The following is a 25,311-nucleotide window of genomic DNA, read 5'->3' on the forward strand; positions in this document are numbered from 1 at the left end:
ACCGTGGTGGCGCTGACCGCCGTCGCCCGGGAACTGGTCGGCTTCCTTTGGGCTGCCGAAGCAACACCAACCAGCGGCGGTCCGTGAACCTGTCACTTTAACTTCATCTTTATCGGACCCCGCTGGCGCGGGTGCTGGAAAGCGGAGAGGCGACGCCGGAGACGAAACGGCGGCTGGATGCCGAGAAGAGACGGCTGAACCCGTTTGCGTTGAAGCGGGAGATCGAAGCCGGGCCGAAGGAGATCGAGCGGATGCGCCGGGTGGAGGTGTGAGCGGCAGCGCCCGTCCGGGTCGGTTCCGCTACGCTTGGGAGGGCTGCTTCGCAGCCCTCCCAAGCTCCGCTCCACCGACCCGGACGGAAGGAAGCCCCGGTAACACCCCTTTGGCGCAACGAATCAGGCTATCGGGTAGCAGATACTTCTGGCGCACGGCGCGGCGTCGTGCTGTCCCACCGCTTGAACCCTTCGGGTGGGCTTCCGCGGCCTGGCCGTCAAGGTACTGCTCGCTGCGCTGCGCTCCACCTTGACCGCCAGTCCACCGAAGCCAGATCACGCGTGGGGTTCTGCCTTGCAATTCTCCGCGACGAACTGCGGATGGCGACGGCTCGGACCGGCCGGCCCACCGTGAAATCGATCGCTCGGTGCTGTGGGCGTAAGCGGTCCTCGGTATGGCCGCAACACCAGCCCACCGGACCAGCCGGCACCACAAAAAAACAGGGCGACCGAGTGGCCGCCCTGGGCAAAGTGGGATTCCGCTGGAGGACGTTTCGGTCGCTCAGGTGCCGCCGAGCTTGGCGAGGAGTTCGTCGTTGGTTTTGAACTTCTTGCGGGGGATTTTGAGGGCGCGGGCGTCCACACCGCCGGTCATGGTGCGGCCGGAGCCGCCATGGACGGAGTTGTAGGCGCGGGCGACGCGGGTAAGGGAGTCGCGAAGGACGAGGACACCCTTGCCGGCTTCGACCATGCGGCGGCAGCGTTCGATCATGAAGCGGCTGAGGCGGACGTGGGTCTCGAGTTCCATGTCGTTGCTGGAGGCGCCGTCCCCGGCCTTGACGCTGCGCTGGAAGTCGGTGACGTCCTCGGGACGTTCGTCAACGAGGAGGACCAAGCCCGGAGGCCGGGTCGGTAGTGCTTAGCCTTTTCCGGCAGCCCCGTTATGCTGGGCGCATCGTGAGCCGCATTGCCGCCGCGCCGGACGCCCCTCCCGCGCACACCAATCACCTGGCGTCAGAGCAGTCACCGTACCTGCTTCAGCACGCGCACAACCCGGTGGACTGGCATCCCTGGGGCGATGCGGCCTTCGCACGGGCACGGGCCGCGGATCGTCCGATCTTCCTCAGCATCGGATATTCCACCTGTCACTGGTGCCATGTGATGGAACGTGAGTCGTTTTCCGATGAGGCCATCGGGCGCCTGCTCAATGAACACTTCGTCGCCATCAAGCTGGACCGCGAGGAGCGACCGGACATTGACCGGATTTACATGAGCTTCGTCCAGGCCACCACGGGCGCGGGGGGCTGGCCGCTGAATGTTTTTCTGACCCCGGCGCTGGAGCCGATTTTTGGCGGCACCTACTTTCCGCCGGAGCCGCGCCACGGACGGCCCTCATTCCGACAGGTGCTCGAACGGATTGCCGCGCTGTGGACGACGCGCCGCACGGAACTCGTCGAGTCCGCGCGTGACAACACCTCCCAGCTCCGGGGGATGGGTGCGCACGACCCCGGCAACGCCTATCCCGCGGGTGAGCGGGAACTGCACGGTGCCGGGCAGACCTTCCTGTCCGAATACGACGCCGTGAACGGCGGCTTCGGCGGCGCCCCAAAATTTCCCCGCCCCAGCCAACCCCTGTTCCTCCTGCGCTACGCGCACCGTTTTGGCGCGAACGAAGCCGTCGAGGCGGTCCGGCACACCTGCCGGGCCATGGCGGCGGGCGGCCTGTACGACCAGCTTGGCGGAGGGTACGCCCGTTACTCGGTGGATGAGCGGTGGCTGGTGCCGCACTTCGAAAAGATGCTCTACGACCAGGCCCAGCTGGTGCAGCTCCACCTCGAGTCCCACCTCGCCGGCGACGACCCCGGCTCCGCCGACGTGGCACGCGGCGTGCTCGGCTATGTGGAACGGGACATGACCCATGCGGACGGCGGATTCCATTCCGCGGAGGACGCCGACAGTGAAGGTCGCGAAGGACGGTTCTACTGCTGGACGCTCGCTGAATTCCAGCAACTGCTCACCCCGGAGGAATGTGCGGTGGCGTCCCGCCATTTTGGCGTGACGGCCCAGGGCAACTTCCTCGACCACTCCGACCCGGACCCCCTGCCCGGGCAGAACGTCCTCAGCATTGCGGATCCAAAGCTCACCGAGAGCGAAGCGGCGCTGGCGGCCTCCGCACGAACCCGGCTCCTCGCGGCGCGCGCCCGGCGGGTGCGCCCGCACCGCGATGACAAGATCCTCACCTCCTGGAACGGCATGATGCTCGGAGCCTTTGCGCGGGCTCACGCGGTGCTCGGCGACGCGGCCTTCGGTCGGACCGCCCGGCGCAACCTGGAATTCCTCAAGACCCGGATGTGGGATCCATCCTCCCGGACCCTGCACAGCCGCTGGCGAGACGGGCATCGCGATACGGTGCAACTGCTGGATCCCTACGCCCACCTCCTGGCCGGGGTGGTGGACCTGTACGAGGCGACGCTGGATCCCGACACGCTTCAGTTCGCGGCGGATCTCGCGGTGGCGATGATCGCACGGTTTTTCGATGCCGAGGCCGGCGGGTTCTGGCAGACGGTCGCCGGAGCCGGGGACGTCCTGGTGCGGACCAAGGAGGAGTATGACGGAGCCGAACCGGGAGGAAACAGTGTGGCGACGCTCGCCCTGTTGCGCCTCGCGGCCATCTGCGACCGGAAGGACTGGCGGGAGGCGGCCGAACGGACCATCCGGCTCTTCGCCCAGCGGCTGCATCAGTCACCGCAAGCCGTGCCCCACCTCCTCATGGCGCTCGATTTCGCCCTCCAGGAACCGCAGCGCATCGTGATTGCCGGCGATCCCATCGCGGACGACACCCGGTCGCTCCTGAGGGCGGCCCACAGCGTTTTTCAGCCGCACCGGGTCATCCTTGGGACCTCCGGGCCGGTGGACCCGTTTGCGAGGAACCTTCCCGCAGTCGCGGGGAGGGCCGTGGCCTACTGCTGCAGCGGAACCGCCTGCCAGCCACCGACCCAGGACCCGGCTGCGGTCCGCAGCTTTCTGAGGACCCAGCCCCGGTGAACGACCAGCCTTCCCTCCCGCCGCCGGTGGATCCCCGGATTCCCCTTGCCGCCGAGCGGACGCTCCTGGCCTGGATCCGCACCGGGGTGGGGTTGATGGGATTCGGCCTGGTGGTGGCCAAACTGAGGCTGTTTCTTGATGAAATCCTTGCCGTCCGGGGCATCGCGACCCCGGTGGCCCAGGGAGCGTCCACTCTTTCGGGTATCGTCCTGGTCCTGCTGGGGACGGGCGTGCTGGTCGCGGCGACCGTCCGGCATCAACTCTACCTTCGCGACCTGCGCCGGTTGGGTCCGGATGCCCCGCTGCACCACCGGTTCCCGCTGCTGGTTGCCATCGCCCTCGCCGTCGTCGGATTGCTCCTGGCGGTCAACCTGCGATCCACGGAAGCATCCCTCCACGCGCTTCCCAACCCCGGCCCGCCCGCAACAGACGTCCCGTAATCCCTGATCCACGAGGACCGGCACCACGTGATCCGCTGCGCTGCCATCCAACTTTCCCGAAAAACCCGTTGACCCAGTCCCGTCCTTTGATAGGAATCCCGTTCCCTTTCCGGGGATTCGATGAAGACCTTTCTTCCCAAGGTGGATGTACAGCGGCGCAGATGGCGCGTGATTGACGCCAAGGGCGCCGTGTTGGGCCGTCTCGCGGTCCAGGTTGCGGACGCCCTGCGCGGCAAGGACAAACCGTCGTTCACGCCGCATCTCGACGCGGGTGACTTTGTGGTGGTGGTCAATGCCGAGCAGGTGGTGCTGACCGGCAACAAGGAGACCGCCAAGCAATACATGAGCTACTCCGGCTGGAAGGGCGGCGAAAAGTACCGCACCGCCGCCCAGGTCCGCGAGAAGCATCCCGAGCGGCTGGTCCATCACGCCGTGCGCGGGATGCTCCCCAAGAACCGTCTCGGGGACCGCCTGATCACCAAGCTCAAGGTGTGCATCGGGCCCACCCACCAGTACGCAGCCCAGAAGCCGGAACCCATGGCGTACACCCGCTGACTTACAACGACGCACCGATTCCCATGTCCCAAACCGTCCCGCCCGTCAAACACCTCGGCACCGGACGCCGCAAGACCGCCGTGGCCCGGGTGCGCCTGGCTCCCGGCACCGGCTCCATCGTCGTCAACGAACGTCCTCTGGAGGTTTATTTTCCGGTGGAGTCCCACCGCACCGCAGTGAACCAGCCGTTCGCCGTGACCTCCACCACCGGCAAGTTCGATGTGGTGATTTCGGTCAAGGGGGGCGGACCCAACGGGCAGGCCGTCGCCTGCCGGCACGGCATCGCCCGTGCGCTGCTCACCGTGGACGCCGCCCTCCGGCCGCTGCTCAAGGCGGAGAAGCTGCTGACCCGCGATCCCCGGATGCGCGAGCGCAAGAAGTACGGCCAGCCGGGCGCCCGCAAGCGCTTCCAGTTCAGCAAACGCTGAGCCGCCACATTGCGGACGAGCAGCCCCGCCGGGATCCCTCCCGCGGGGCTTTTTCGCGAACGGCACCCCCGGTACGTCGGCGGGGTTTGCAAACCCCGTCTGCCCGCGGGACACTCCCGCTTCCGAAACGTTCATGCACGAATGCCCAGCTCCCATCCGGGCCGCGATCATCGGTGCCTCCGGCTACTCCGGCGAGGAACTGGTGCGGCTGCTGCTCAACCATCCCCATGCGGACCTGGTGGCGGTGACCTCCCGGGCCAGCGCCGGACAGTCGGTCGCCGAGGTGTTCCCGCGGTTCGCCAGCAATCCGGACGCGCGGTCACTCACCTTTGACGAGCCCGATGCCAACGCGCTGGCCACCCGGGCCGACGTGGTCTTCCTGGCGCTGCCCCATGGAGTGGCAGCCGAATTCGCCGTCCCCCTGCGGGCTGCCGGTGTCATTGTGATTGATCTCAGCGCCGACTTCCGTCTGAGGGACGCCATGGTGTACCGGGAATTTTACGGGCACGATCACCCAGCGCCGGACCTGCTCAAGGAGGCGGTGTACGGCCTTCCCGAAGTGTACCGCGACCGCATTCGCACCGCCTCTCTCATCGCATCCCCGGGCTGCTATCCCACGAGCATCCTCCTGCCGATCCTGCCCCTGTTGCGCGCCGGACTGATCCGGTCCGCGGGCATCATCGCCGACTCCCTCAGCGGGGTGAGCGGGGCGGGGCGCAAGGCGGATGCCGACTATCTCTTCTGCGAGTGCAACGAGAGCGTTCGTCCCTACGGGATCCCCAAGCACCGTCACCTCTCCGAAATCGAACAGGAACTCACCCTCGCCGCCGGTGAGCCGGTCACCGTCCAGTTCACACCCCACCTAATTCCCGTGAATCGGGGCATTCTCACGACGTTGTACCTGGCGCCCACCCGCCATTTCACCGGCGCTGACGAGGCGGCGGCCCTGGGTAAGGAAATCGGCGATTGCTACCGGACGGCGTACGGACAGGAACCCTTCGTCCGACTGCTCGAGGGGCGCGCCCTGCCGGACACCAAGAACGTGGCCGGCACCAACGTACTCGAAATCGCCTGGCGGCTGGATCCCCGCACCGGACGCCTCCTCGTCCTCAGCGCCGAAGACAACATCATCAAGGGCGCCAGTGGCCAGGCGGTCCAAAGCATGAACCTCCGCTTCGGGTTCCCCGAAACCGCCGGCCTCGTGTAGTCGCCCAACCCCTTCCGACCCATGCAAACCCTCTATCTCGATGTGTTCAGCGGTCTCAGCGGCGACATGTTCCTAGGGGCGATGCTTGATCTTGGCGTGGATTTCCGGGCGCTGGATCGCGAATTGAAGCAGTTGAAGCTCGGAGGGTACCACCTGCACGCAGGCCGCGGACGCAGGGACTCCATTGAGGGCTGCAAATTCGATGTGCACCTGGAGGACGGGCACGCCTGCGACCACGACCACGGCGATGATCACAGCCACGACCACAGCCAGAGTCACGATCACGGTCCTGGACCCGCTCATTCCCACGTCGGACAGCGCACTTTCCGGGAAATTCGCGACCTGATTCAGCGAAGTCCTCTGGCCGCCTGGGTGCGCGAAAAGGCCGTGGCCGTGTTCCACCGGGTCGCCGTCGCCGAAGGCAAGATTCATGGCGTGGCCCCGGAGGAGGTGCACTTCCATGAGGTCGGTGCCGTGGATTCAATTGTGGATATCGTCGGGGCGTGCATTGCCCTCGACCTGCTCGGACGTCCCCGCGTGCTCGCAAGCCCGGTGGTCGAGGGCACCGGATGGGTCACCTGCGCCCACGGACGCTTCCCCATTCCGACCGCCGCCACCCTCGAGATCCTGGGGGCGCGCGGCATTGCGCTCACCCAATGTGAGGAACCGCACGAACTGCTCACCCCCACCGGGGCCGCCCTGCTGGCCGAGTTTTCAGAATCCTTTGCCCCGATGGCGGGACTTGTGCCGCGGAAGATCGGCTATGGTCTAGGCTCCCGAAACCACCGCACCCGTCCGAACGTCGTCCGCGCCGTGCTGGCCGACTCCCCGGAAGTCATGGTCGCGGATCACGACTGGGAAACCGACACCGTGGTCGTGCTGGAAACCAATCTCGACGACTCGACGGGCGAGGTGCTGGGCCACCTGGTGGAGTCCACCCTGAAAGCCGGGGCACTCGACGTCTTTCACACGCCGATCCAGATGAAGAAGAATCGTCCGGGAGTCCTGCTGACCGTGCTGTGCGCCGCCTCCGATGCCGACCGGTTCACGGAACGCCTGCTCCGGCACACCAGCGCCTTCGGCGTCCGCCGCGCCACATGGGAACGCCGCAAGCTGCGTCGTGAGGTGGTGCGGGTCCGGACCGGGTTTGGGGAGATCCCCGTCAAGCTTGGCCGACTGGATGGCGAAGTGGTCCACGCGGCGCCGGAGTTTGATGCCTGCCGCGACAAGGCCGTCCAGGCGGGGGTGTCCGTGCAGACCGTCCTCGATGCGGCACGCGTGGCGGCCCGTGATCTCAGGTGATGAAGCGGATCGTGAGCGGGTAGCGGTACAGTTTCCCGCTGCCCGCCTGGATCGCGCCGATGATCATCAGGACGATCTGACCCACACCAATCACCAGCAGCAGCGGCAGGGTCATGCCGCACGTCAGCAACGAGCCAGCAAAAATGACGAGTGCCCACAGCAGGACCGACAACTGGAAGTTCAGGGCCTCCTTGCCGTGCGCATCCACTCCCGGGAGTTCTGATCGCTTGAGCAACCAGACAATCAGCGGGCCGAGAATCCAGCCCACACCGGTGAGGTATCCGGAAAATGCCGCCAGGTGACAGGCCACCTCCCAGGTCCTGGCGTTGTCTGGCGCGGGTGACGGGGGAAGCGGTTCGGGTCCCGACGTCGGAACCGATCCGCTCCCGATTGCCGTCCCGGGGCCGGGATCGGGAGCCGATGGAGGGATGGGAGGATTGGAGGAATCGTCGCTCATGAAATGGGGACGGACTTCACTCGGTCGGCTTGCGGAATCTCTCCGCGGGAGCAGGCACCCCGTGCTTCACTTCCGATACCACGATCTCGAAGGCACCAGACTCCGGCTTGGGCTGGCGGATCTTGAATGGCACCTGGATTCCGTCCACGGCCCGGTAGTCCTCCAACCACGTTTCTCCCGGTTCCCAGCTGCCGGCCTGGGTCAGGATCTGCCGGTCCCAGCGTCGCAACAGGCCGTCCGCGCGGGAGAAGTAGAGGGTTTCCGTGCGCCCCGCCGGGGTGGTCCCGACAACCAGATCCACCTCCACATCGTCCAGCTTCTGAGATCCTTTGGTCTCCGACTTTGAGTACCGCTTGGGGAGTTCCAGCATCCGGAAGATGTCGGCGTCCTCGATGAAGTTCTGGCGCTGTTCCCCCTCGATCTCCTGAGCCCCGATCCCCGGAAAGGTCATCCAGGCGACCGTTCCATCACTGCCCATGCTCAGGGTCATTCCAGGCGCCACCTCGATCACCTGGAGGGTGCGGCGCGGCGCCGACTGCAACATCTCGATGTTTCCCTCCAGGCCCATCGCCGGCACCGACAGGCGCCCTTTGGTCTGCCGCGTCGTTTGTTCCCGAACCGCCTTTTCGCCGCCCAAGGCCTCCACAAACCGCGCGAATGCGGCATCGGCGGTTGCCGGGGCCTTGGCCGCCGGTGGATCGGCTGCGAACGCGGGCAGGGACATCAGGACCGGCAGCAGGGCGGACAGGGCGCGTGGATTCATGGAAGCTGTCGGCGGGTGTAACGGGCATCCCGCAAACCGACAACCCGAAAAGCCGGGCTGCGGTTGCAGAAAGCTGCCGGGCAGTTTGGGTCACCCGGCAAAGGACCGCATCCGGGTCAGCAACCGGTGTCGCGCCCATCGGCTCCACACGGCCAGGGCGGTGCACAGCAGGGCGCCGGAAATCAGCGTGGGGGCATTTGTCCAGACGACGTAGCCCAGGTTCATGGACGCAGACTCGCCCGGCCGTACAGAGAACGCGTTAGGTCCGAGGGTTCCGACAACCCGACTCCACAGGTAGGAGACTCCGACCATCAGCAGGAACTGCCCCAGGAAGGCGGTGAGGACCATCACGCCACCAAACGTCAGGCCGACCGCCGCGGGAGTCCGACCGGTGCGAAGCCCAAGCCAGAAAGCCACCCAAACGGTCGCCCACAGCATGAAGCCGTTGATGAGGCCGTTGCTCATCGAACTGGCAAGAACAACGCCCACCACGTCACCTGCCACTCCCGGGGGCCGCCCGGTCAGATTGGGAAGATTCATCAACACGCCCCTGAGCGCACCCGTCAGCCCGTCCAAGACGGCCAACGCCAGGACGACCGGGCGCATCCGGCGCCAGATCTGTCCCACGAGGTCCGCCTCGCGCAGCGGCGTGGTCAGCAGAATCTCCAGTTCTCCATGACGCCGAAGATCGGAGAAGACGCGCGCGGCCATCCCCATCAGCAACAGGTGGCGGGACAGCGCCAGCAGCATGAGGGGCAGTTGCATCCAGGGCGTTGGCGACAAGCCCGTCTTGATGGCCAAATCCATCGGCACGGAAAGGGCCATCATGAGCAACGCCAACCCCGCCAGGACGCGACTCCACCGGGGCCATTGCAGCCGGTGGGCGGTGATGTCCCCAAAGTCTGCCTCAAGCTGGCCCTTGACGCGCAGCACCATCCGGATCCAGCGGGCACTCTGCGCCGGCGAAACCTCCGGGCTGGCCTCCTGACGCCACGACCTGCGTACCTCGCGACCGGCGAGGGCCACCAGGCTCACGACCAAGGCCACCTGAATGCCGAGGCTTCCCAGAAACCGGGCTCCTGTCTGGGAGCCCGGCTGATCGCGGATCAGCGCAAGGAGGGTCAGTGGACTGGCCAAACCAAAGAGGGAGGATTCCGGGCCTTGAGGTCCTGCCGCACCTCGAAACACCACGAAATCCAACGCCATGGGAAGGACGCAGAGTCCGAAGAGCATCCCCAGGGCAACCCCCATGGCCACCATCCCATCCGCCGTGCGGGCCGAGGCCCAGATCCCGCAGGCGAGCGACACGGAGAGGATGACGGGCAGGGCGGCGAACAGGCGCACCACCTCCCCTCCCGTGACGCCGCCAAACAGGATGGCGACGGCCACGATGGGCAACATGGCCAGGAGGGCGTATGCCGCCGAAATCACCGTTCCCGCAAATTTCCCGAGCACCACATCCGTGCCCGTGAGGTCGGTGAGGAACAGCAGCCCCAAGGTTCCCTCCCGGCGTTCCTCGCACAGGCCCCCGGACGCCTGCCGGATGCCCTCCAGGAGGCAGCAGGCCACCAGGACCCACAGCAGCACCGCAAGCATCCGGCCGCCGTTGACGGTCCACGCTCCACCCGCGAGGCCGGACAGGAACAGCACCAGCGCGCCGACCGCAACCGGCGCGGCTGCGGCTCCGAGCCGCAGGTAGTACGTGGCTGACGATCGCGAACGCACCTGTAGCTCCCGGACCACCACCGGCTGGACCATCCCGGGAACCTCCCACCGGACGAATGGTGCCGACAAGCCCGGAGCCAGAGCCGGGCCCGGGGTCGGCGCAGAAGCCGGAGCCGCCATCACCGCCGCGCTCGGGACATCATGAAGACCATGTCCCGGGCAATCTCACGGCAACGCGCATCGTAGGTGGCCGCTTCCTCCGGCGAGCCGTCGAACGCCTTGGGATCCTCGTAGTTCAGAGAAATCCGCGACGAGGCGCCCCGGACGATCGGACAGTTCTCATCCGCATGGCTGCAACACATCAGGGCCAGGTAGTCCGATGTCGGGTTGCCATCGCGGTCATACACCTTGGAGAAGGCCTTGAGGGGCGGCTGCGCCTCCGAGAAGCGGATTTCATAGACCGGGTTGGCCGCCACCGGGGGATCCGGGATCTGAAATCCGGCACGGCGCAACGCGGCGATGGTCCGAGAATTGCACGCCGTCGCCTCGGTCCCTCCCGAATGGGTGCGAATCCCGCGTACTCCGAAGTACTCGGCGGCGGCCTGCGCCCACACCTGGGCCAGATGGCTGCGACGCGAGTTGTGGGTGCAGATGAAGGTCAACTGAACGGTCTCCCCCGCGTCCAGCCGGGAACGGATCCAGCGGGCGGCCTTCTCAAGTTCCGCTCGCCGGACACCCGGGACGTCCGCCTCCGCCTGGTGCACCTCCGCCAAATAGGTGCGCACCGGGACCGGGACGTCGAGCGGATCCGCCCGGAGCAGGTTGCCGGACAACAAGACGACCACCGCCAGGAAGCGGTGCCAATTGGGGATCAAGGAGCTCATGGGGAACAGACGGGGGCATTGGAGAGGCGGATGCCGGCCTTCAGGCCGGCGGCATACGCCTCAAAAACGCGACGGATCTCATCCCGGACTCGACGAAACGCCGCCAAAATCTCCTCCTCCGACCCCGTCGCACGGGCCGGATCATCAAAGCCCCAGTGATGACGCTCCACCTGCCCCGGAAACATCGGACACACCGCGTCCGCGTTGCCGCACACGGTGATCACCGTGTCCACTGGTTGGTTGAGAAACTCGCGTAGGTGCTTGCTCCGGTGCCCGGAAAGGTCCACGCCAATCTCCCGCATGACCTCGATGGCCTTGGGGTGAACGAATCCGGCAGGTTTGGAACCCGCGCTCTCGATGCGGAACCGGTCGCCAACCGCGGCGCGCAGAATGCCCTCGGCCAGGTGGCTCCGGCAGGAATTGCCGGTGCATAGGATCAGAATGGTGGGTTGGGTCATGGGGAGAAGCTCTCCGGCTTAGGGTGGTTCCGATTCGTCTGAACGTGGAGGTGTGATCCATGGGCGGATCAGGCAGGTGGCGCCTCCGGGCGAAACCAGCCGCGCGTCCGCCCGCAAATCCGGACCAGGAACAACATGAGGGGCACTTCGATCAGGACACCCACCACGGTGGCCAGTGCCGCCCCGGAGTTCAGCCCGAAGAGCATCACCGCCGTCGCGATGGCGACCTCGAAGTGATTGGAGGCGCCGATCATGGCGGAGGGTGCGGCGTCCTCGTAGGTGAACCGAAGCCGGTGGGCGGCCCAATAGGTCACCGCAAAGATCAGCAGCGTCTGGACGGCCAGCGGGATGGCGATCCAGAGGATGGTCAGCGGGTTGGCCAGGATCGTCTGGCCCTTGAAGCTGAACAACAACACCAGCGTCGCCAGCAGGGCCACGATGGACACGGGCGTCAGAACGTGCAGAAACCGCGTGGCGAACCACTCAGGCCCCTTCGTCTGGATGATCCACGCCCGGGAGCAATATCCGGCGACCAGCGGCAGGGCGACGTAAATGCCCACCGACAACAGCAGCGCCTGCCAGGGGACGGGCATCTGATTCACGCCGAGCAACCACCCCCCCAGCACGCCGTAGAGGAACAACATGGTCAGCGAATTCACCGCCACCATGACCAGAGTGTGGCCCTGGTTGCCCTTCGCCAAGTATCCCCAGACGAGCACCATGGCCGTGCACGGGGCAATGCCCAGCAGGATGGCGCCCGAAATGTACGAGCGGTACAACGCCACCTCGGACCCGTCCTTCAGCACTTCCGTGCCAGGCAGAAAATCGCGGAACAAATGCCCGAGAAACAACGTGGCGATGCCGAGCATCGTGAACGGCTTGATTCCCCAGTTCACAACCAGCGTGAGCAGGACCGGCCTCGGGTTGCGTCCGGCCTTCACCACCTCTCCAAAATCAATCTTCACCATGATCGGGTACATCATGAAGAACAGGCAGATGGCGATCGGAATGGAAACGACCGGCGCCCCGTTCACCACGATGGCCATGGCGTCCAGTGTTTGCGCCAGCCCGGGCGCCACTTTGCCCAAGAGGATGCCCGCGACGATGCACAATCCCACCCACAGCGAGAGGTGCCGTTCAAAAAGGCCCATGGATCTGGTGTCGTTGCTCATGAAGCGCGCCCGGTTCTGACCGCCATCAAGTGTCCCGTCGTCCGCAGCACCCGGAGTCGGCGGCCCGCCCCCTGGCCGGTTGCTGACCCTGTGGACAAGGGCCACAACCCGGCGCGCCGCCCAAATCAGTGGTCGCGTTCACCCGGCAGACCCTACTTGGCCGTTTAGCCAAGTAAAGGACCTATCGTTTGCCGGATCGCGGCCGCGGGATTGCGTCACTTCCTCGCGGCGCGCCGGTCCCGGACCGGCGTCAGGCGGTCCACGCAGTCCAGGAAGCTCAGAAGGCACGGGCAGCTCAGGCGGTAAAAGACGTTGAGTCCGCGCTTCTCCATTTCGAGCAACCCCGCCTCGCGCATGACCGTGAGGTGTTTGGAGACCGTGGACAGGTCGGCGCCCACGAGATCGCGCAGGTCGCACACGCACCGTTCACCCTCCTGGAGCGCCTCGGCGATGGCGAGGCGGGACGGGTGGGCGAGGGCCTTGATCACCGCCACGCGGCGGCCGGTTCTAGCGTTCAACGGCAGGGACATTTTCGGCTCAAGAGGATTTCGTACGTGGGAAGGGAGGGAATGAGGGAGGTCGAACCCGATCGCGGAGCCGATGCGGCGGAAGATGCCAGTGAAATACCTGCCAGGGCGTCCCCTGCAACCCCAGAGCGGGCGCAAACGCCACATTGAAATCCATGGCGCCAAAGTACACAGCAGGGGCGCTGGTGTCAGCCCTCGGAGCACCCTCACACTCCACTCGCGACGACGGAAATCTGGTTCCGCGCCGGGGCCGGCCATGCGGGCAACGAAGAGATGGTCACTGTACGAGAAACCGAAATCACCTGGAACCGCGATCAAAACGGCGGAGGGCCGCATGTACTCCGGGACGCTCCGCGCGGGGCGACGCGAATCCGCTCCCCAAACGCAGGTTTGCGTCCGCGTCGTGCAGTCCGGCCCGAAGTGACGGACCCATTGGGCGCTGCCATCAGGCGAATCCCGGGAGCATGCCGCGAGCGTCCGCAGGTCGTCCGCGGCCAAGTCCTCGAAGGGATGATCCATCGTTTGGGGGGTGGCTGGCTCCGCGAGAACGAACTTCCCTGCGCCTTGACATGGACATGGGGCGCAGGCAGAAGCCGTCGCGTCCCGTAACTGCCAACTCAAGAGAAAGCCGGCAAGTGATGACCCAGCTTCCAAACGAGCGGAACCTCCGCATCCTGATCGCGATCCTGTCCTGGCTTTCCTGCTTCGAGCTGCATCCACGGCTCCGCGCCAGCGGGGGGCCGTTGCTGTGGCACTGGTCGGCGTCGGGAGCGCTGACCGCGCCCGTGGTGCTCACCAATGGTCACGTGATCGTGGCGGTCAACCGGCGCGGTCCGCTGGACCAGCCGCCCGATCTCGGACGGATCTTTGCGGTGGCACCCGGAGGCACCGAGGTTTGGAGCCGGCCCCACGCGACGATTGGGCTCGCCAACCCCACGGTGGGTCCGGACGGACGGATCTGGATCACCGTGAATCGCGGCGGGACCAACCTCCTGCTGGCCCTCAACGCCGAGGGGGCGGTGCTCCTCGAAACGCCGGCAACCGCAGCCAGTGGCACCCTCTCGGTGGGTAACGACGGCACCGTGGTCTGCCTGGGGCGTTCCCGCTTCCTGACACCCCAGTTTGAGGTGTACAGCCCGGACGGCGTGCTGTTGTGGACGTCCAACCTCTCGTCGGTACCGGGAGGAGCGCCTGGCCAGTACAGCCTTCAGGCAGACGGCACCGTGCTGGTGAACACGGTCGCCCTGACCGCCTATGAGCCCCATGGACAGATCCGCTGGCGCCTGGCGTCCGAAGGTGCGCAGTGGAGCGCGCCGGCGCTGGCGTCCGATGACCGCGTGGTCGTCCTCAACGGTCTCAATGAGCTGATGGCCCTTCAGATGGATGGCACACCCCTCTGGACCAATCGGCTGGCGATCGGAAGAGGATCGCCAACGGGGCCTGTCGTGGACGCCGAAGGTCACATTTTCGTCACGGATTCCAGGTCGGTGCTGCACGCGCTGGATGCCGCGGGCAACGAGCTCTGGCAGCGGCCCCTTCCGGAGCCGACACCGTACCCGCCGTTGCTGGACCGAGACGGTCACCTGCTCGTTGCCGCGAGCGGGGGCATCATGATTCTTCGCAAGACCGGAGAACCCCTGGAACCGATCATTCTGTCCGGGCAGCCGACGCAGCCGCCGGTTCTCACGGAGGACGGACAACTGCTGGTGGTCATTGCCTCCGAATTGTTCGCCTATCAGGCGCCCTCCGGACTCGACACCGCCGCGCCCTGGCCAATGGGGCGCCATGATCCGCGCGGCACATCGAGCCGTCCCGGGCCGGTCCTGCCACCACCAGCCCCGGTGGTCCAGGCGCCGATTGCCCATGCCAATCGCGTCCGCTTCGAGATCGAACCCGTAGGGCGGCCTGCGGCCTACGAACTCTGGAGGGGCGACGACACCGGCTTCGCCGGGGCGGTTCGGATCGCCGAGTTCCCGGTCGGGGTTCGCAGCCTGGTGGATGCCACGGCGGAGCCCGGACGCACCTACCAGTACTGGATTCGCGCCCGGAACTCCGGCGGCTTGAGCCCGTTCACCGGGCCGGTTGAGGGCCGCAGTGTCTCCATTCCCCGGCGCTGGCAGTTCTCACCCGTCGGTCACCGACCTCCCGCGGTGGCGCCCAACGGCACCATCTACGCTTCGGGTCCCTCCGAACTCACCGCCCTCAGGCCGGACGGCTCGGTCCTCTGGTCCCTTCCCGAAATCTTCGGGCAACCGGTCGTCGCTGCGGACGGGACCGTCGTCATTCGCGGACCGGGAATGCTGTATTCCATCTCCCCATTGGGAACCACCAACTGGTCCGTTGAGAACGGTGCGTCGGTGTTTTCCACGCCAGCCGTTGATGTCGAGGGACGGATTCTGACCCCGGGGGCCGGCGAGCACTTCGTGGTGTACGACTCCGATGGACGGATTCAGTGGCAGTCCGTCGTTGGCGAGTTCGCCTCCAGTTCGCCTTCCATTGCGGCAGACGGGGTTGTGGCGTTGCCCACTCGGGACCTGGGTCTGATGTTGTGGCGTCCGGACGGCTCCGAACTGCCCGGCACGCCCCTGGAGTTCAATGTGGAGTCATTTCTGGCGCCGCCCTGGGGTCGCGAGGGCGAGCTCCTGCTGCCGGAAGGCGGGCTCCAAGCCATTCGGCGGGACGGGACGGTGTCCTGGCAGGTGAACTCCCTGCAGTCCATAGAATCCGATCCCGCAGTGGCCGCGGACGGGAGCGTGTTCGTCCGATTGAACCGGATGGAAACCCCGCAATCCCTCCCCGGCCATTGGATTTGCGCGCTGGATCCGGACGGCACGATTCGGTGGCAAGAGCCGACAGACACCCTTGCCGGCACACCGGTCCTGACGGCGGGCGGCCTGGTGCTGGTGAGCGGGTTGGACTCCATCCGGGCTTTGCGCGCGACCGACGGAGAACCGGTGTGGATCCTTGAAACGACCTATTCCGCGCCGGTCCGCTCGCCGGTCCTTGATGTGGACGGGACACTGCTGGTGACCTCGGGCGATGTGCTGGAGGCCTATGATCTGGGTGAGGCCCCTGCGGACGCGCCGTGGCCGATGCATCGCCAGAATCCCCGGCAGTCGGCATCGGTCCAGCGTCCCGAGGGTGCGGTCACCCTCGCGGTGGACTCCGTGGGTGCGTCCGAGGCGACCTTTTCCGTGGTGGCACCCCCGCCCACGGCCATTCTGATGACCTCCACGGATCTCCGGCGGTGGCGCCGACTGGCCACGCTTGCCATTGAGGGCGGCAGGGCCAGTCACTCGGTGATCGTTGGCGAAGAGGAGGCCGGCTTCTACCGCGTGATCCTTCCGTAGAGACGGTCGGTCCCGATCCCGGGCCCTGGATCGGGGCCGACTCATTCTTCGACGCCGGTGCGGCCGGCGTGCATGCTGCCGGTCGCAATGCGCCAGATCCTTCAGCCGGGCGAAAAGATCCATCTGATCCAACGCCGGAACTTCGAGCACGAGCCTCATCGCCATTTTGTCGGCGAAGTGGAGGCCTATGAGAACGGACTCATCCGGGCGACCGGTTGGGTCTTTGCCGTGGACCAGATGACGTTCCAGTTCGTCCGCCGCCCCGAGCCCCGCACCCGCATCGTTTCCGCCTCCAGCGGCGAGGTGCTCATCAACGTCATTCCGCCCGCCGTGGACCTTTCCCGCGTGACCTATCAGCACGAGGCCGGCGGCCTGCGGGTCTCCGATGGCAGCGCGTGGCACCTGGACATCAGCGAGGTGGCCTGGCGCTGAGGGCGCCCGGGCGCCGTGACGGACCCTCCGGTCTGGAAAACGAACCCATGGTGGCTCCCGAACGGTCCGCAGAGGGCAATCCGGACCCGCTGGCCTTGCTTGCGGCGGGTGCAACGAGCCGGCGGATCTGGGTGGAGCACCTGGAGCCGGTGACGCTGACGGCAGGCGCGGTGCTGTTCCGGGAGGGGGATCCGGCGGATGCGATGTTCCTGGTGGCATCCGGCGAACTGGCGGTGGTGCTGGAAGTGCCCGGTGCGCGCCGGTCGGAAGTGCGGCGGCTGGGTCCGGGGCAGTTCCTCGGGGAGATGGCACTCTACCGCTCGGAGGTGAGGACGGCGACGGTCGAGGCCGTCGGGACGGTCTCGCTGTGGCGGCTCACCACGGATGCGTTGCGGCGGATTGAACGAGAGCATCCGGAGCTCGCCATCACCCTGCACCGGCGGGTGGCGGCGTTGCTCTCGGAACGTCTGCGGTTCAGCAATGTCGAACTGAAGGAACCGCTGGCCCGTCTGGCGCACGCCCTGCGCGGGCTGGCCGACCAGGATTTTGCGGCGTCGGCCTGGGACCGCCCCGGGGTCGCGGCCGCCGCTCAACGTCCCGACGAGGTCGGTGCGGTGGCGCAGGCGATGAGCTATCTGGTGGGCCGGCTGCAGACCTACATCGAGGAACTGCGCACGGCGACCGCGGCACGTGAGGCGATCGAAAGCGAACTGCGCATCGCCGGCGAGATTCAGCGGAGCCTGCTGCCTCCCGACCTGAAGCCGTCCGAGCGCCAGCGCGTGGATTTCGCCACCTTTCTACGACCGGCCCGCGAGGCGGGAGGCGATCTGTACGACGGGTTCTTCCTGCCGGACGGACGGTTCCTCGCGCTGGTCGGCGATGTCTCCGGCAAGGGCGTCCCCGCAGCGGTCTTCATGGCGCTGGCGGCCACTGCCCTGCGAACCCTGGCCCCCAAGGCCCCCGAGCCCGGAGACCTCCTGGCGCAGGTGAACCGCCTGCTCTGCGAGCGTAATGCCACGATGCAGTTTGTGACCGCCTGCGCCGTCCTCCTCGATCCGGGCAGCGGCGACCTGGCCTGGGCGAACGCCGGACATCCCCCCCCGGCACTGTTGACGCCGCAGGGCGACCTGGAGTGGCTGGATGGCCCGTGCGCCGCCCCACTGGGCGTGTTTGAGGAAACAAAGTTCCCCACCCACCGCCGGGTGCTCCGTCCGGGGGCCACCTTGGTGGTGTATTCGGACGGCGTCTCCGAGGCGATGGACGCTCAAGGCCGGCTGTTGGGCGGTGAGGGGATCGCCGCCTGCCTTTCAGGCATCCCGTTCCGCCACAGCTCGGAACTCGTCGAACGGCTGGTGGCCGCCGTGGAGGCGCACCAGTCGGAGACCCCTCAGGCCGACGACATCACCCTCGTGGCGTTGCGACGTCCGACGGGATGATGTCCAGAAGGTCCCGCAGTCCGGCAACGCGAATCACCTCGTCGGCAGCCCGGCTGAGGGCCGCGAACCGGGCAACCCCTCCGATGGCCTTCAACTCCCGGGCCACCCGCAGGAACACCCGCAGTCCGGCGCTGCTCACGTAGTCGAGTCCCGCGAGATCCAGGTCCACCGAGCGGACGCCGGAAGCGATCAGGAGGCGCACCTGACGTTCCATGTCGGGACTCGACAGACCGTCAAGACGGCCAGCAGGCGCAATCAACGCGGAGAGGCCCACCCGGGATACGGCCAGGTTCAACGCCACGGGTGCGCCGACGGCCCGACGGAGCGCCCGCTCCAAGGTGAAGACGTTCCGGTCCCCGCGGCGCTCGTACATGCAGACGTGCATGATCCGTCGCACCAGGTGGACCCCCAGGCCCCCGACCGGACGCTCCCCGGCGGGTTGGTTCGTGTCCACCGCCGCACGCGCGAGGGGATTGTACGCCGCGGCGTCGTCGGTCACCTCCGCCCGGATCCGGTCCGCCGCCGGCGCCTCCAGGCGGAGGGACAGGGAGCGATCCGGACGGCCGTGGTGGCCGTGCCGGATGACGTTCGTCACGATCTCCTCCAGGGCAAGCTCCAGCGCGTGGGTGTCTGCGGGCGGCGCCCCGATGGCGGCGCCACATTCCTGAACGGCCTCGGCCATGCGGGGCAGCGCCGAGAGCTCGCTGGAGAGGACAAGGGTCCGCGGAACACCAACCATGGGCCTCAGATGTAGAGCTCGTTGAGCATGGCCGCGGCGCTTTCGTCGAGTTGTTCGCGGCGGCGCACTTCCTCAAACCGGTCGAGAAGGTCTTCAGCGCGCAGCCGCAGCTTCTCCGCGCCCCGGATGTCATGCAGCACCCGCCCGCGATGCATCATGACGATCCGATCACCGAGGCTGACCGCCTGCTGCATGGAATGGGTGACCATCAGGGTGGTGAGACGATCCCGTCGGATCACCTCGTCGCTCAGGGCGATCACCTGGTCGGCACTCTTGGGATCCAGCGCGGCGGTGTGCTCGTCAAGCAGCAGCAGTTCCGGCTTCAGCCAGGTCGCCATGAGCAACGTGAGCGCCTGACGCTGCCCGCCCGAGAGCGAGCCGATGGCGTTGTCGAGACGATCCTCCAGGCCCATCCGCAGCGAGGCGATCCGGTCCCGCAACGACCGCATGAGCTGCGGCGCCAGCGCCCAGCCGAGGCCGCGGGAGTGTCCACGACGGCTCGCCATGGCAAAGTTCTCGGCGATGGACATGGTCGGCGCGGTGCCGCTGAAGGGATTCTGGAACACGCGTCCGATGAGCCGTGCCCGCCGGTGCTCGGGCCACCGGGTCACGTCGCGGCCGGCAATCCGGATGACGCCCTCGTCCACCAGGAACGAGCCGGCCACGGCATTGAGCAGCGTGGATTTGCCGGAGCCGTTCATGCCCAGCACGATGACAAACGAGCCGGCCTCGACGGTGAGGGTCACGCCCTGCAGGGCGCGCACCTCGTTGACCGTGTCGGGATGAAACGTCTTTCGGATGGCGGCAACTTCGAGCATGGCGGGTCAATGGGCCGCCGCCGCCAGCGTCGGCGCGGGCCGGCGACGGAAGCGGCGGAGCCCTCCGGGGAGCACGAGGGCGGCAAAGACAAAGAGGGCGGTGATCAGCTTGAGGTCGTTCGGGTTCAATCCCCATCGCAGTGCGATGGCGACCAGCAACCGGAACAGGACCGACCCCATGACGGTGCCCATGAGGGTGAGCCCCAGGCTGCGCGCACCGGTCAACGCCTCCCCGATGATTACGCTCGCCAGACCCCAGACCACCATGCCGATCCCCATCTGTGCGTCGGCGAATCCCTGATACTGGGCCAGCAGCGCGCCGGAAAGCGCCACGAATCCGTTGGCGAGCGCGAGGCCCATGACAATGTTACGTTCCACATTGGAGCCCAGTGCCCGGATCATCTGGGGGTTGTCGCCGGTGGCGCGCATGGCCGTGCCCAACTGGGTCCGGAAGAAGGCGAACATGGCCCCACCGGCCAGGGCGACCCCAAGGAGGGCCAGCAGCGGCAGCGCGACATCGGCCGAGGCCACCGGCCATCCCAGGAGGTTCACAGTCCGCCCGCGAAACAGGAATTCCCCAAGCTGTTCCCCCTGGGTCGCCAGCGTTCGGGCCTGCATGAGCGGCACGTTGCTGCGGCCCATGACGTGCAGGTTGACGGAGTAGAGCGCCGTCATGACCAGGATGCCCGCCAGCAGCGAATTGATCCTGAACCGGGTGTGGAGGATGCCGGTGACCGCCCCCGCCACGGCGCCACCCAACGCGCCAGCGAGGGTCGCGACGACCGGGGACAACCCTTTCACCAGCAACACCGCGGCAATGGCGGCGCCGAGCGTGATCGAGCCGTCCGTGGTGATGTCCGGCATGGAGAAGATGCGGAACGACACCAGGACACCCAGGGCCAGCAGCGACAGGATGAGGCCGATGGTCAATGCGCCGATGAGCAGGGTCATGGGTCGGGGATTATGGGAGGATTGGGGCGACCCACACGGCGCCCCGGTAGCATTCGCTCTCGCCGGCCCCGTTGAAGCCGCGGGGATCGTTCAGGAGGTGCAGCACGGCCTGCAGGGACTGGCCCTCGAACAACGCCGTCACTGACGGGGTGAGCGCGAGACGGCCCTTGCGCAACGGACGGTAGGGGAACACGGCCGCATGCACGTGACCGAGCGGTGCGGCGTCCCCCCCCAGGGGCCGAAGCCACGGATCGAAAGGGGAACCGGGCCGGGCGATGACGCCGACCATCAGCGAGACGGAATCACGGAAGGCCCGCTCGCCCGTGAACGACAGCCAGTCGCGAATCTGGGGAAATCCAAAACGATTCGCGGAGGATGCTGCGGTTGGCGCCGGCGACTGCCGCAGGGCGGCCCCAACGAGGCCGGCGGTCTCGCTGATCGCCACGAGCACCGCCGCCGGGGCGCCGCTGAGGGCCAGCGCCGTCCCGGCAAGTTCCCCGAGGCCGACCGTCCGGGATTCCGGCGCGGCCTCGAAGCGGATCAGGGTCCCGAAGGACCCCTCACCGCACAGCCCCAGCACCAGGTGTCCCTCGGGAATGAGCGCCCCCTCGCTCAGCAGGTAGTCCGGACGGCTGGAGGCGTCCGCGGGCTGAAACGCGGCCACGCCGGCCACCGCCAGGAATTCACCGCATCGGGAAATGCCCTCCTCGAACCGGGTTCCCAGCGCGCCCACACCCAGCGCCACGGTGTGGCCGCCAAACCGCAGGCTCCGCTCCGGCAGGATTTCAAGGCCCCGCTGGAGCATCTGGGGAGTGCCAAGCGTCTCGACGCGGAAGGCGCCCGCGCCGGCGGCGAAGACTTCATACCGCGCCCGGGGGGAGGCATGGGCCATGCCATGATCCTCGGCAACCCCGATGGCGGCGGCCCCGGCGGCCATGAGCATCTGCAGTCCGGAAAGCTCCAAAACGGAACGAACCGCCTCGGACGGACGGATGACCCCGAAGAGTCCGTTGATGGCGCGGAGCTGCTTGAAAAAGGTCAGCAGGACACGCAACCCCGCCGAGCTGATGTAGCTGACGCCGCCCATGTCGAGATGCAGCCGGTGCTCCCCGCCCCGCACCGCGGCGGTCAGGGCCGCTTCCACCGAATGACACCAGTTCGCGTCCAGCCGGCCGTTGAGGCGCAGGACGACCACATCGCCTGAGAATTCCCGGGAGATCTCCATGGCGGTCAGTCGGTCACCCGGTCCAGTTCCCGGAGCAGGGCGGCGGGCAGGGCCATGCCCACCGCGGCGGCATTGGCCGGGCTGGCACCGTGGAAGAGCTTTGGCGGCAGGATGAACGGCATCTTCGAAGGCGGTTCGCCGCGAACGACCCGCTCGATCATCCACGCCGTCACCTCACCCGCGTGGTGATAGTCGCGCCCAAACGCCAGCGGCGCGCCCAGCGGCAGGGTGGTGCTGTTCAGGCTGATCAGAGGCTTCCGGGTCTGGCGCGCCGCACGGGTGATGGCGTTGAATCCGGCAGTGCTGAGGTTGTCCGAAATCTGCAGGATGGCGTCAATTGGACGCGACACCAATGACAGGGCGGCGTCGGACAATTCGCTGGAGGTGTTCACTGCGACGCACTCCAGCGTCAGCCCACGCTGCCGGCACAACGCCTCCAGCGATTCCTTGAGGTCCACCGAGTTGGCCTCTGCAGGACAGTAAAGCGTCCCGAACCGACGATACGCCGGGAAATGGGTTTGGATCAGGGTGAGGGCCTCCGCAACCGGCGAGAGCACCGAGACGCCGGTCACGTTGGGCAGGTGGTCCGTGTCGCTGGTCCCGGCCCCGGCGACGACCGGATTGGCCACCAGGGAGAAGACAATGGGCACCGTGCGCACCTTTTGAATCGCGGCCTGCAGGGCCGGCGTGGAGAGCGGCACCACGAGGTCGGCGCCCTCGGTGAGCACGGCATCGAAAATGCCGTTCAGAGCGGCAATGTCGCCCTGCGCGCTGCGGAGCTTCAGCTCGTAGTCCCTGCCCGCGACCAGGGGACCGCGGGTCAGGGCGTCCATCATGCCGCCAAGGGTTTCCTCGGACGGCGGCGACTCGACATAAGTGACAATGGCGATCCTCCACTTCCTACCCGTCGGATTCGGCGGGGCCGCGGCAACCTTTGTCTTCGGCCGTTCCACCCCCTCCGGATCCACCACCAACTGCGCCCGCTCGAGCATCGCGGACGTCACGCGCCACCCGTCCTTCAGCGATCCGAGGGCCTGCTGATTGATGGCCAGCATCTCCGGCATCAGGTTGGTGATCGCCACAGTGGATGGGCTCCGCCCCTCCAGGATTTCCGCGGCAAGGTGTCCGGACTGCCGGCCGACCTCGAAATAGTCGGCCCCCAGGTCAAACAGTGCGCCGCGCTTCACATGCGGGGGGATGACGGTGAAGGCAGGAATCCGGGCCTTCCGGGCCACGGCGATCATGCTGTCCGCCGCGGTCATCACCGTGACATCCCCGCCCATCCACAGGGCATCCACGCCGCGGGCCACGAGGGCGCCCGCCGCCTCGGCGACGGCGGCGGCGTTGTCCACGGTGGCCTCCAGCAGCTCGATCCCGAGTTCGGCGCAGATGCGGCGGGCGACCTTCACCTGGGCCTCGGAGTTGGCCTCGGCGGCGTTCCAGACGACCCCGACCTTTGCGAGCGCCGGATTCATCTCCCGTGCGAGGGTGAACGCCCCGGCAATCGGCTGCATGGTGCCGAAACCCGCGAGGTGCGCGGGATGATCGAGGGGATCGTCCCGGCTGATCCCGACGCCCGACACCGAGGGGTCGGAGACCAGCGCAAAAACATGCGGTGTCCCACCCGACCTGTTGGCATTGGCCACCGCCTGCATCGAAACCGTGCTGATCGTGGTCAGGAGGTCGTACCCCCCGCTGCTCATCTCCCGGGCAATGGTCTGCGAGACCGACTGGTCACCCTCGGCGTTATACTGCTTGAGCTCCAGGTTGCGTCCCGGAACCCATCCGCGTTCCTCCAATCCGGCCAGCAGGCCCTCGCGCCCCTGATCCAGCACCGACTGGGAGGCGTGCTGGAGCAGCGCCACGCGCATCGTCCGTCCCGGCGCCGGCCCGCCGGGCACGGCGTCACGCCGGACCCGTGATCCCAAATCGGACAGCAGCAGGACCGACGCCGCGGCGGCAATCAACACCATCCCCAGCAACAGGCGGCGGAGGGAGCGGACCATTCGCGACAACATGGCGCGCGACCCGATCGCGGTTCAACGGGTTTCCATCGGCCGCGAACGTCCACCCGCCTCCCGACCCATCACGCCACAAACCGGGAACCGTCGAAGGGCGGGGGGATGAACAAGTGACGATGCAGGCCGATCGCGCGTTCCGCATGGCCGTGGAGGCGACCGGCCCGATGAATGCTTCACCAAGATTCCATGGGTTCGATGAACCGGATTCATTCATGAAAAATCCCTTCGACAGCCGGCAGCTTCAGGCGTTTGCCATCCTTGCCCGCACGGGGAGTTTCACCGTCACCGCCCGGGAGATTTTTCTCACCCAATCCGCAGTCAGCCACTCCATGAAGGCGCTGGAGAATGATGCAGGCTGCCGGCTTTTGGACAGGGTGGGCAAGAAGGTGATCCTCACCCAGGCCGGGGAGCAGTTGCTCAAGCATGCCAAGGTCGTGCTGCGCGAGATGGAAGTGGCGCGCGATGGCATCGAGCAGTTGGGACGCTGGGGATGCGGACGGCTCCGGGTGGGCGCGACGGCCACGCTCTGCACCTCCCTGCTCCCCGCGGTCCTGCGCGAGTTCAAGGAGAGCTTTCCGCACAGCCACATCCAGGTGGAACCCGGTGACAGCCGGAACTTGGTGACGTGTCTGGAAGAACAACGGATTGATCTGGCGTTGATGCTGAGCGATGCCGCGGACACCCGGTTTGACCGGGTGCCCCTGTTCTCGGACGAATTGACATTCGTCACCGACCCGCTCCATCCGTGGGCGAAGATGGGCATGCCGCTGCGGACCGAGATTGCGGGGCAGAATCTGATCATCTACCGCAAGTCATCCCAGACCTTCCGCATGGTGGACGCCTACTTCCGCGCGGAGGACATCGTGCTCAATACGGTGATGGAACTGGGGAGCATGGAGGCCATCAAGGAGCTGGTGAAACTCGGCCTCGGGGTCAGCATTGTGGCGCCCTGGGTGGTGCAGCGGGAGCTGGAAGAACGGTCACTGGTGGCCCTGCCACTGGGACGACGCAGGCTTCGTCGGGACTGGGCGGTGACCTACTGGCGCGGCCGCCGCCTGACGCTGGCGGAGGAGACGTTTGTGGGTCTGTGCCGTTCCGCGGTGGAAAACCTCCGTGCCGACCGGACCCCGGACCCATCCGATCACTCCGCCGCCCCGTCCGCGCCCGATCCGGCCGCCCGATCCCCCGCCCGGCTCCGGGCCGCGGGCTGACGCAGGCGGCTGC

General features: G+C 67.0%; 23 protein-coding genes and 1 pseudogene. 11 read left to right on the forward strand and 13 right to left on the reverse strand.

All coding sequences use genetic code 11. The features are described from left to right. Positions 1–131: 131 nt before the first annotated feature. Positions 132–272 (forward strand): hypothetical protein, encoded by a 141-nt coding sequence (locus tag KF791_04715; protein MBX3731880.1) that lies wholly within the window; start codon positions 132–134, stop codon positions 270–272. A gap of 550 nt (positions 273–822) precedes the next feature. Here KF791_04715 and KF791_04720 read toward each other — a convergent pair. Continuing rightward, a pseudogene (locus KF791_04720) lies at positions 823–1,107 on the reverse strand (transcription termination factor Rho). Positions 1,108–1,178: 71 nt separating this feature from the next. On the opposite strand from KF791_04720, the gene KF791_04725 reads away from it, so the two are divergent. The 6 genes from KF791_04725 (at position 1,179) to larC (ending at position 7,189) form a co-directional block, all read left to right on the forward strand. Next, positions 1,179–3,257, forward strand: a complete 2,079-nt coding sequence (locus tag KF791_04725; protein MBX3731881.1) for a thioredoxin domain-containing protein — start codon at positions 1,179–1,181, stop codon at positions 3,255–3,257. Continuing rightward, the gene (locus KF791_04730; protein MBX3731882.1) at positions 3,254–3,697 is read left to right on the forward strand and encodes a DUF202 domain-containing protein; all 444 of its coding nucleotides are present in this window, start codon (positions 3,254–3,256) and stop codon (positions 3,695–3,697) included. Before KF791_04725 ends, KF791_04730 begins: the two co-directional genes overlap by 4 nt. A gap of 120 nt (positions 3,698–3,817) precedes the next feature. Continuing rightward, positions 3,818–4,252 carry a 50S ribosomal protein L13 gene (gene rplM, locus KF791_04735; protein ID MBX3731883.1) on the forward strand — a complete coding sequence of 145 codons (435 nt, stop codon included), beginning with the start codon at positions 3,818–3,820 and terminating at the stop codon, positions 4,250–4,252. Between the two features lie 23 nt (positions 4,253–4,275). Continuing rightward, positions 4,276–4,680: a 30S ribosomal protein S9 gene (gene rpsI, locus KF791_04740; protein MBX3731884.1), complete on the forward strand. Its 405-nt coding sequence runs from the start codon at positions 4,276–4,278 to the stop codon at positions 4,678–4,680. A gap of 133 nt (positions 4,681–4,813) precedes the next feature. Beyond that, positions 4,814–5,887 carry an N-acetyl-gamma-glutamyl-phosphate reductase gene (argC, locus tag KF791_04745; protein MBX3731885.1) on the forward strand — a complete coding sequence of 358 codons (1,074 nt, stop codon included), beginning with the start codon at positions 4,814–4,816 and terminating at the stop codon, positions 5,885–5,887. Between the two features lie 21 nt (positions 5,888–5,908). After that, positions 5,909–7,189 carry a nickel pincer cofactor biosynthesis protein LarC gene (gene larC, locus KF791_04750; GenBank protein MBX3731886.1) on the forward strand — a complete coding sequence of 427 codons (1,281 nt, stop codon included), beginning with the start codon at positions 5,909–5,911 and terminating at the stop codon, positions 7,187–7,189. Here the strand turns inward: larC and KF791_04755 are convergent. The 7 genes from KF791_04755 to KF791_04785 form a co-directional block, all read right to left on the reverse strand. Continuing rightward, positions 7,182–7,646: a DUF4870 domain-containing protein gene (locus KF791_04755; protein MBX3731887.1), complete on the reverse strand. Its 465-nt coding sequence runs from the start codon at positions 7,644–7,646 to the stop codon at positions 7,182–7,184. The genes larC and KF791_04755 overlap by 8 nt on opposite strands. Positions 7,647–7,662: 16 nt before the next feature. Continuing rightward, complete coding sequence (locus tag KF791_04760; GenBank protein ID MBX3731888.1) at positions 7,663–8,409, reverse strand: hypothetical protein; 747 nt, start codon at positions 8,407–8,409, stop codon at positions 7,663–7,665. Positions 8,410–8,499: 90 nt separating this feature from the next. Further along, the gene (locus KF791_04765; GenBank protein ID MBX3731889.1) at positions 8,500–10,203 is read right to left on the reverse strand and encodes a hypothetical protein; all 1,704 of its coding nucleotides are present in this window, start codon (positions 10,201–10,203) and stop codon (positions 8,500–8,502) included. 50 nt (positions 10,204–10,253) lie between these two features. Then, complete coding sequence (locus KF791_04770; GenBank protein MBX3731890.1) at positions 10,254–10,859, reverse strand: protein-tyrosine-phosphatase; 606 nt, start codon at positions 10,857–10,859, stop codon at positions 10,254–10,256. A 95-nt stretch (positions 10,860–10,954) separates the two neighbouring features. Further along, entirely contained in the window at positions 10,955–11,416 is a 462-nt protein-coding gene (locus tag KF791_04775; protein MBX3731891.1) for an arsenate reductase ArsC, read from the reverse strand. A gap of 68 nt (positions 11,417–11,484) precedes the next feature. Then, on the reverse strand, positions 11,485–12,588 hold the full coding sequence (arsB, locus tag KF791_04780) for an ACR3 family arsenite efflux transporter (GenBank protein ID MBX3731892.1): 1,104 nt from the start codon (positions 12,586–12,588) through the stop codon (positions 11,485–11,487). Between the two features lie 215 nt (positions 12,589–12,803). Next, positions 12,804–13,118 carry a winged helix-turn-helix transcriptional regulator gene (locus KF791_04785; GenBank protein MBX3731893.1) on the reverse strand — a complete coding sequence of 105 codons (315 nt, stop codon included), beginning with the start codon at positions 13,116–13,118 and terminating at the stop codon, positions 12,804–12,806. Positions 13,119–13,753: 635 nt separating this feature from the next. Here KF791_04785 and KF791_04790 point away from each other — a divergent pair. The 3 genes from KF791_04790 (at position 13,754) to KF791_04800 (ending at position 18,333) form a co-directional block, all read left to right on the forward strand. Continuing rightward, positions 13,754–16,465: a PQQ-binding-like beta-propeller repeat protein gene (locus KF791_04790; protein ID MBX3731894.1), complete on the forward strand. Its 2,712-nt coding sequence runs from the start codon at positions 13,754–13,756 to the stop codon at positions 16,463–16,465. Between the two features lie 72 nt (positions 16,466–16,537). Beyond that, on the forward strand, positions 16,538–16,897 hold the full coding sequence (locus KF791_04795; GenBank protein MBX3731895.1) for a hypothetical protein: 360 nt from the start codon (positions 16,538–16,540) through the stop codon (positions 16,895–16,897). Positions 16,898–16,944: 47 nt separating this feature from the next. Then, on the forward strand, positions 16,945–18,333 hold the full coding sequence (locus KF791_04800; GenBank protein MBX3731896.1) for a SpoIIE family protein phosphatase: 1,389 nt from the start codon (positions 16,945–16,947) through the stop codon (positions 18,331–18,333). Here the strand turns inward: KF791_04800 and KF791_04805 are convergent. Genes KF791_04805 through KF791_04825 form a run of 5 tightly spaced genes read right to left on the reverse strand, consistent with a single transcriptional unit; the run spans position 18,299 to position 24,072 of the window. Further along, positions 18,299–19,072, reverse strand: a complete 774-nt coding sequence (locus KF791_04805) for an ATP-binding protein (GenBank protein ID MBX3731897.1) — start codon at positions 19,070–19,072, stop codon at positions 18,299–18,301. The genes KF791_04800 and KF791_04805 overlap by 35 nt on opposite strands. A gap of 5 nt (positions 19,073–19,077) precedes the next feature. Beyond that, on the reverse strand, positions 19,078–19,890 hold the full coding sequence (locus KF791_04810) for an ATP-binding cassette domain-containing protein (GenBank protein ID MBX3731898.1): 813 nt from the start codon (positions 19,888–19,890) through the stop codon (positions 19,078–19,080). Positions 19,891–19,896: 6 nt separating this feature from the next. Next, the gene (locus KF791_04815; GenBank protein MBX3731899.1) at positions 19,897–20,841 is read right to left on the reverse strand and encodes an ABC transporter permease; all 945 of its coding nucleotides are present in this window, start codon (positions 20,839–20,841) and stop codon (positions 19,897–19,899) included. Between the two features lie 10 nt (positions 20,842–20,851). Further along, positions 20,852–22,066: an STAS domain-containing protein gene (locus KF791_04820; protein MBX3731900.1), complete on the reverse strand. Its 1,215-nt coding sequence runs from the start codon at positions 22,064–22,066 to the stop codon at positions 20,852–20,854. A 5-nt stretch (positions 22,067–22,071) separates the two neighbouring features. After that, the gene (locus KF791_04825; GenBank protein ID MBX3731901.1) at positions 22,072–24,072 is read right to left on the reverse strand and encodes an ABC transporter substrate-binding protein; all 2,001 of its coding nucleotides are present in this window, start codon (positions 24,070–24,072) and stop codon (positions 22,072–22,074) included. Positions 24,073–24,227: 155 nt separating this feature from the next. Here KF791_04825 and KF791_04830 point away from each other — a divergent pair, with 155 nt between their 5' ends. Beyond that, complete coding sequence (locus tag KF791_04830; GenBank protein ID MBX3731902.1) at positions 24,228–25,298, forward strand: LysR family transcriptional regulator; 1,071 nt, start codon at positions 24,228–24,230, stop codon at positions 25,296–25,298. Positions 25,299–25,311: the final 13 nt, after the last annotated feature.

The organism is Verrucomicrobiia bacterium (genome assembly GCA_019634635.1).
Lineage (GTDB): Bacteria > Verrucomicrobiota > Verrucomicrobiia > Limisphaerales > UBA9464 > UBA9464.

Bases quoted from the DNA above. Each gene is read 5' to 3' on its own strand.
- rplM (MBX3731883.1), top strand. From the start codon at position 3,818: ATGAAGACCTTTCTTCCCAAGGTGGATGTACAGCGGCGCAGATGGCGC.
- rpsI (MBX3731884.1), top strand. From the start codon at position 4,276: ATGTCCCAAACCGTCCCGCCCGTCAAACACCTCGGCACCGGACGCCGC.
- argC (MBX3731885.1), top strand. From the start codon at position 4,814: ATGCACGAATGCCCAGCTCCCATCCGGGCCGCGATCATCGGTGCCTCC.
- larC (MBX3731886.1), top strand. From the start codon at position 5,909: ATGCAAACCCTCTATCTCGATGTGTTCAGCGGTCTCAGCGGCGACATG.
- KF791_04755 (MBX3731887.1), bottom strand. From the start codon at position 7,646: ATGAGCGACGATTCCTCCAATCCTCCCATCCCTCCATCGGCTCCCGAT.
- KF791_04760 (MBX3731888.1), bottom strand. From the start codon at position 8,409: ATGAATCCACGCGCCCTGTCCGCCCTGCTGCCGGTCCTGATGTCCCTG.
- KF791_04775 (MBX3731891.1), bottom strand. From the start codon at position 11,416: ATGACCCAACCCACCATTCTGATCCTATGCACCGGCAATTCCTGCCGG.
- arsB (MBX3731892.1), bottom strand. From the start codon at position 12,588: ATGAGCAACGACACCAGATCCATGGGCCTTTTTGAACGGCACCTCTCG.
- KF791_04785 (MBX3731893.1), bottom strand. From the start codon at position 13,118: ATGTCCCTGCCGTTGAACGCTAGAACCGGCCGCCGCGTGGCGGTGATC.
- KF791_04790 (MBX3731894.1), top strand. From the start codon at position 13,754: ATGACCCAGCTTCCAAACGAGCGGAACCTCCGCATCCTGATCGCGATC.
- KF791_04795 (MBX3731895.1), top strand. From the start codon at position 16,538: ATGCTGCCGGTCGCAATGCGCCAGATCCTTCAGCCGGGCGAAAAGATC.
- KF791_04800 (MBX3731896.1), top strand. From the start codon at position 16,945: ATGGTGGCTCCCGAACGGTCCGCAGAGGGCAATCCGGACCCGCTGGCC.
- KF791_04805 (MBX3731897.1), bottom strand. From the start codon at position 19,072: ATGGTTGGTGTTCCGCGGACCCTTGTCCTCTCCAGCGAGCTCTCGGCG.
- KF791_04810 (MBX3731898.1), bottom strand. From the start codon at position 19,890: ATGCTCGAAGTTGCCGCCATCCGAAAGACGTTTCATCCCGACACGGTC.
- KF791_04815 (MBX3731899.1), bottom strand. From the start codon at position 20,841: ATGACCCTGCTCATCGGCGCATTGACCATCGGCCTCATCCTGTCGCTG.
- KF791_04820 (MBX3731900.1), bottom strand. From the start codon at position 22,066: ATGGAGATCTCCCGGGAATTCTCAGGCGATGTGGTCGTCCTGCGCCTC.
- KF791_04825 (MBX3731901.1), bottom strand. From the start codon at position 24,072: ATGGTCCGCTCCCTCCGCCGCCTGTTGCTGGGGATGGTGTTGATTGCC.
- KF791_04830 (MBX3731902.1), top strand. From the start codon at position 24,228: ATGGCCGTGGAGGCGACCGGCCCGATGAATGCTTCACCAAGATTCCAT.